Annotated in this window: 5 protein-coding genes; 1 reads left to right on the forward strand and 4 read right to left on the reverse strand. The window is 74.2% G+C overall.

Features of this window, described 5'->3' with window-relative positions:
- The 3 genes from C3488_RS39010 to C3488_RS39020 form a co-directional block, all read right to left on the reverse strand.
- Positions 1–1,421: aminotransferase class I/II-fold pyridoxal phosphate-dependent enzyme (locus C3488_RS39010; protein WP_374955494.1), on the reverse strand; the 1,421-nt coding region annotated here is incomplete at its 3' end.
- Between the two features lie 59 nt (positions 1,422–1,480).
- Positions 1,481–2,653, reverse strand: coding sequence for a hypothetical protein (locus C3488_RS39015; RefSeq protein WP_103845559.1), 1,173 nt, complete (start codon positions 2,651–2,653; stop codon positions 1,481–1,483).
- 125 nt (positions 2,654–2,778) lie between these two features.
- On the reverse strand, positions 2,779–3,525 hold the full coding sequence (locus C3488_RS39020) for an ANTAR domain-containing response regulator (protein WP_103845560.1): 747 nt from the start codon (positions 3,523–3,525) through the stop codon (positions 2,779–2,781).
- A 120-nt stretch (positions 3,526–3,645) separates the two neighbouring features.
- Here C3488_RS39020 and C3488_RS39025 point away from each other — a divergent pair, with 120 nt between their 5' ends.
- Positions 3,646–4,758, forward strand: coding sequence for a GAF domain-containing protein (locus C3488_RS39025; RefSeq protein ID WP_103845561.1), 1,113 nt, complete (start codon positions 3,646–3,648; stop codon positions 4,756–4,758).
- Here C3488_RS39025 and C3488_RS39030 read toward each other — a convergent pair.
- Positions 4,755–5,549, reverse strand: a complete 795-nt coding sequence (locus C3488_RS39030; protein ID WP_103845562.1) for an RNA polymerase sigma factor SigF — start codon at positions 5,547–5,549, stop codon at positions 4,755–4,757. The genes C3488_RS39025 and C3488_RS39030 overlap by 4 nt on opposite strands.
- Between the last annotated feature and the right edge of the window lie 24 nt (positions 5,550–5,573).

Raw genomic sequence — 5,573 nt, forward strand, 5'->3', positions numbered from 1 at the left:
ACTCGGACTGCTGCGTCATCGAGGAGGCTCCCATCGCTGAGCTTCCGTCGCGGAGATCGTCGAAGACCGATCCCGACATGGGCCAACGCGCCTTGTACGTGTGGCAGTTCCAGCGGCTCCGGTGAGGAGAGGCACTGCGCCCGTTCCGCGGCGGTCGCGCCGAGGAGGGGTCCGGTGGACAGACGGACGCGAAGCGCCGCGAGGTCGTCCCCGAAGCGGTGGCCGCCGGGCGCGGGCATGCCGAGCCGGGCGGTGAGAAGGTCCTCGAGTTCCTGCGCGTCACCCACGCCGCGCGCGGCGAGCGCGGAGCGGAGCGGCTCAAGGTCGGCGTAGAGGTGACGGCCGGCCTGTGGGGGCAGGACGAGGGCGCCCGCCGCGACCACGGCCCCGCGCGCGGCGTCGGCCACGCGCGCGTGGAGCGCGGTGCCGGCTGTGAGGCGCTGGGTGACGTCGGCGGGCTCGTCGAGCGCGTACACGGCCGCGGCGGCGACCGGGTCGGCGATGCGGGCGCCGAGCGCGGTGAGTACGTCCAGGGCACGAGCGCGCAGCCCGGCGCCGTCGGCGGTGGCCGGGAAGCGGGCGACGGCCGCGGGCCAGCCGGGCGGCAGGAAGGGGCCGGCGAGGTCGGTGACGACGGTGACCCGGTCCGGCAGCATCTCGGCGGGGCTGAGCAGCACGGTGTCGTGCGGCCGGTGGACCGTGTCGCGCCAGGTCTCGTCGCTGACCAGGTGCAGCCCCTCGCCGGCGGCGGCCTCGGCGGTCTCGTGGACGAGTTCGGGCGGTGCGACGGTGGCGGTGGGGTCGTCGGCGACGGCGAGCACGAGGAGGCGGGGGTCGCCTCCCTCCGCGCGGATTCTGCGGACGGTCTCCAGGAGGGCGTACGGGTCGGGAACGCCGCCGCACTCCATGGGTGTCGGCACATGGAACACGGACCGCCCCAGCGCCCGGACCTGGGGAGCCCACCAGGCCGGGCAGGGCCGGGGGACGAGTACGTCGCCGCCGAGCGCGGCGGTGACGGCGACGAAAAGGGCGGGGGCGCCGGGGGCGGCGGCGATGTCGTCTGGCTCGGCGGGCAGTCCGCGCCGGGCGAAGTAGCCGCACGCGGCGTCCGGGAGGGCCGGCAGCCGGGAGGGGCCCGTGCCGTCGTGGTCGGCGACCTCGGCGAGCGCCGCGGACAGGCCCGGCAGGAGGGGCAGCCCCTGCTCGGGGAGGGGCGGTCCGTAACGGACGGGGCCGTGCCCTTCCGGATCCGTCCGCCGCATGCGTGCCTCCGCGCAGTCCCTGGTGCCGTCGCCGGTCCCCCGTGCTCCGGCCCGCTCCACGCCCTCGACCCGTGGCCGCCGCCCGCTGTCGTACTCCTGTTCCTCTACGGTGTCGAAGACGCCCTCGGGCTCTGAGTACCCCGGGTTCGCGCCGGTCATGGGCGTCCGGCCGGGTTGCCCGGATCACAGGGTCAGGTGTTCGGATCACGGAAGCGGGTTCAGGCGTGGCCGGACCGTCCGCGCCCCCAGACCCGGTGGACCGCGGCACCGAGCGCGCCCGCGATCAGGAGACCGCCGGCGGCCAGGGCGGGCACGGAGTCGGTGAAGGCGCCGCCCTCCCCGGCGTGCACTCCGTGCTGGGCGCCGACGGGAGGCTGGGCCGCGCTCTCCTTCCCCTGGTCGCCCTGCTGCTTGCCCGTGGCTTGCTTGCCCTGGCTGTCGCTCTGCTGCTTGGGCTGACTCTCACTCTGCTTGTTCTGGCTGTCCCCTTGCTGCTTCCCGGACGCCTGTCCGTCCCCCTGCTGCTTCCCGGACCCCTGTCCGTCCCCCTGCTGCTTCCCGGACCCCTGTCCGTCCCCCTGCTGCTTCCCGGACGCCTGGGACTGCCCGTCACCGTGCTGCTTGCTCTGACCGTCCCCCTGCTGCTTCGCGGACAGCTGTGACTCACCGCTGCCCTGCAGCTTGCTCTGCCCATCCCCCTGCTGCTTGGACTGCCCGTCGCCCTGCTGCTTGGACTGCCCGTCGCCCTGCAGCTTGGACTGCCCGTCGCCCTGCAGCTTGGACTGCCCCTCCCCCTGCTGCTTGGACTGCCCCTCCCCCTGCAGCTTGGACTGCCCGTCCTCCTGCTGCTTGGACTGCCCCTCCGTCTGCTGCTTCCCCGACTGCTCCCTCTGCTCCTCCTCCTGCTGCCTGCCGCTCGGCGGGGCGTCACCGTCGTGGTGGTGGCGGTGGCCCTCCTCGTACACGGTGAACGAGACGGTCCACGGTTTTTCACGGCCGCCCGGCCCCCCCGGGCACCGTCCGTCCACGCCCCACGACGCCTCGCGGCCGGCCAGGTCGGCGATGGCGTTCACGCTCCCGCCGGCCGGGACGCGGGCAGTGCCCCGGTAGCGGGCACCGCCCCGGCCTTCGCTCCGGTCATCGTCGTCGTCGCGGTCGACCCGGTGCAGCCGCACCCTGCCCCCCTCGAACGCCTGGGAGGCGCCCTCGATGGCGTCGGGCAGGCCGTCGCCGACCGCGTCGCAGGACACCGAGACGGTGACCGTCTCGCCCGGCGCGACGGAGCGTGGGGTGACGTCGGCGGACGAATCGGCGGACGCGTTCGGGGCGACGGCACCCAGGGCGGCACCGGCCAGAGCGGCGGCGGACAGGACTCGGGCAGTGCAGCGCATGGGGCGGGCTCCTTCGGCCGGGTTCCTCCATGACAGCCCGCCCGGCCGTGGCCCGCGCGCGGCCGTGCCCCATTCGCGCGACCGGCACCGCCGTGCGGGTGAGGGGCAGGCCGCGCACCGAGAGGTCAGCCGGCCAGCGACACCAGTTCCCGCTCCAGGCCGCGGCCCCGCTTGTCGACGACGCCGGCGGCGACGTCGGCCAGTTTGCGGTTGGCGCCCTGGGAGATGCGGCGCAGTACCTGCAAGGCCGTCTCGGCGTCGCAGCCGAGGACGTGCATCACGATCCCGCACGCCTGGTCGACGACGGGCCGGGAGCGCAGGGCGGCGCCGAGCTGGTCCAGCTCCGTGAGGGCGGCACGGTAGGAGCGATCGCGCACCAGGCAGCCCACGGCGAGGTCACCGAGCACCCGGGCGGGGCCGTGCGGGACACCCTTCAGGGTCCCGGGCCGGAAGCTGTAGAGAGTGAGCGTGACGGCCAGCCCGGAACGCCGGAAGGGGATCGTGACGCTGGACCGTACGCCGGCGTCGAGGGCGAGGGCGCGGTACTCCGGCCAGCGCTCCTCGCGCAGCAGGTCCGGGGTCTCGACGGGCTCGCCCGACTCCAGGGCCGCGGGGATCGGCCCGTCGCCGCCGCGGAGCTGGACGGTGACGAGCGGGGCGAGATCGGGGTGGGTGACGGCGGCGGGCCGGTCCGTAGCGCCCTCGACACCGCCTTCCACGACCGTGGTGCTGGCACCGCAGCAGCCGGGGGTGCACCGCGCGGCCTGCTCGACGAGTTCCGACAGCCGGCGCCCCGGGAGGGCGGACTCGGGGGATTCTGCTGTCAGGTGGTAACCCCCAGGGTGGTGACCGGGTTGTCCCGTCTCCCGCATTCTTCACCTCCTCTCCGGGCGGCTGCCCGCTCACCCCGGTGGAAAACGGCGTCCGTGACGAGGTGGCCGGTTCCGTGCGCGGGCGCCCGGGAGGCGACCCGTCCGGGTTAGGTTCGTCGCATGGCGCAGACGGACGAATTCGGTGAAGAGCTGGCGGATTTCGTCCGCCGGGTGGCGGAACTCAAGGCGGCCCGTGCCATACCCACGGACGACCTGCCCTCGGTGCTCGACGCGGCGATCTTCGAACTCGACCATGTCGCGGGCCGGTTGTGGCCGTCGTACCAACGGCTGTTCACGGGCGCCGGGGCCGCCCCGGCCGGTTCCGGTGAGCGCCAGGAGCAGCAGCTGCTCAAGACCCTCTTCCAGCGGCTCCCGGTCCCGGTCGCGCTGGTGGACCGCGAGACGGTGGTGCGACGGCTGAACTTCGCGGCCCTCTCCTTCACGGGGGTCCGCGCGGGGTATGCGACGGGCCGCCCGCTGACCGGGCTTCTGGCGCACGCCGACCGGGCGGCGTTCCGTTCGCAGACGGCCGCGGTGGCGCGCGGCGAGGGCGACCGCAGCATGACGGTGCGTCTGCCGCAGCATCCGTCGGTGCCGGTACGGGCGACGCTGGTCGCGGTGCGGCCGAGCGGGGAGCCGCGCACGGCGGTCATGGTGGTGCTTCAGCCCGCTGACACCCGGGTGCCGGCCGGCGAGCACACCCCGCCCGGCGGCATCCCGAACCTGACCGAGACCGCTCGGCACGCGGCGCTGATGGACCTGCTGGACGCGATGACAAGCGCCCTGCTCACCGCGCCCGCCGGAGCCGTCCCGGAGCAGGCGGCCCGGGTACTGCACGGCCGGTTCGCGGACTGGGTGGTGGCGGACACGGGAGACGGACGCCTGACCCGTACGGCGGTACTGGGGCCGCCCGGTGAGGACGTGGCCGCGCTGGTCGCGCAGGACCCCGCCGGGTGCCCCCTCGTGGTCGAGGCGGCGCACGGCGGGTCCACGGTCCTGCGGGTGCGGCCGGAGGACCCGGAGGCCTTCGGACGTGACGCCTCGGGTGCCCCCGTCCTCATCCGCGCGAACGTGACGTCCCTACTGTGCGTGCCGCTCACCGACGGGGGCACCGTGCGGGGAGTGCTCACGCTGTTCCGCAGTGGGGCCCGGCCGGCGTTCTCGATGGCGGAGGCGCAGGCGATGGACATGATGTCCCGTCACATGGCGCTGGCCCTGCGGGCCGTCGGTTAGACGGCGTCCCGCATCACCTGCTCGCGCAGCCGGGAGCAGCAGCGGCTGATCAGGCGGGAGACGTGCATCTGGGAGATGCCGAGGCGCTCCGCGATGCTGCTCTGGGTCATGTCGTCGAAGAAGCGCATGTACAGGATGGCGCGTTCGCGTTCCGGGAGGGCCTTGAGGCGGGGCTTGACCGCCTCACGGTCCACGACGGTGTCGAGCGCCGGGTCGGGCGAGCCGAGCGAGTCGCCGAGCGAGTACCCGTCCTCGCTGCCGGGCAGTTCGGCGTCCAGGGAGAGCGCCGTGAAGCTCTCCAGGGCCTCGAGGCCGACCAGGACGTCCTCCTCGCTCATGTTGGCGTGCTCGGCGATCTCGGCGACGGTGGGCCTGCGGCCCGAGATGGTCTGCGAGAGGTCCTGGACGGCGAAACGGACGCGGTTGCGCAGGTCCTGGACACGCCGCGGCACGTGCAGGGTCCACATGTGGTCGCGGAAGTGCCGCTTGATCTCACCGGTGACGGTGGGGACGGCATAGCTCTCGAAGGCGTGCCCGCGCTCGGGGTCGTACCGGTCCACGGCCTTGACCAGGCCGAGGAACGCGACCTGGCGCAGGTCCTCGAAGCTCTCGCCACGGCTGCGGAAGCGACCCGCGAGCCGTTCGGCCATGGGCAGCCAGGCCTCGACGATCTCGTCGCGGAGCGCGTCGCGCTCGGGGCCCTGGGGAAGCGAGGCGAGCCTGCGGAAGGCCTCCGTCGTGTCGGGGGCGTCGTCGTGGGGGTGGTGCTTCACGCTAGCTCGGTTCTGCATGGTGCGTCGCAACTCCCTTGCTGG

Source organism: Streptomyces sp. Ru72 (assembly GCF_002920635.1).
Classification (GTDB): Bacteria; Actinomycetota; Actinomycetes; order Streptomycetales; family Streptomycetaceae; genus Streptomyces.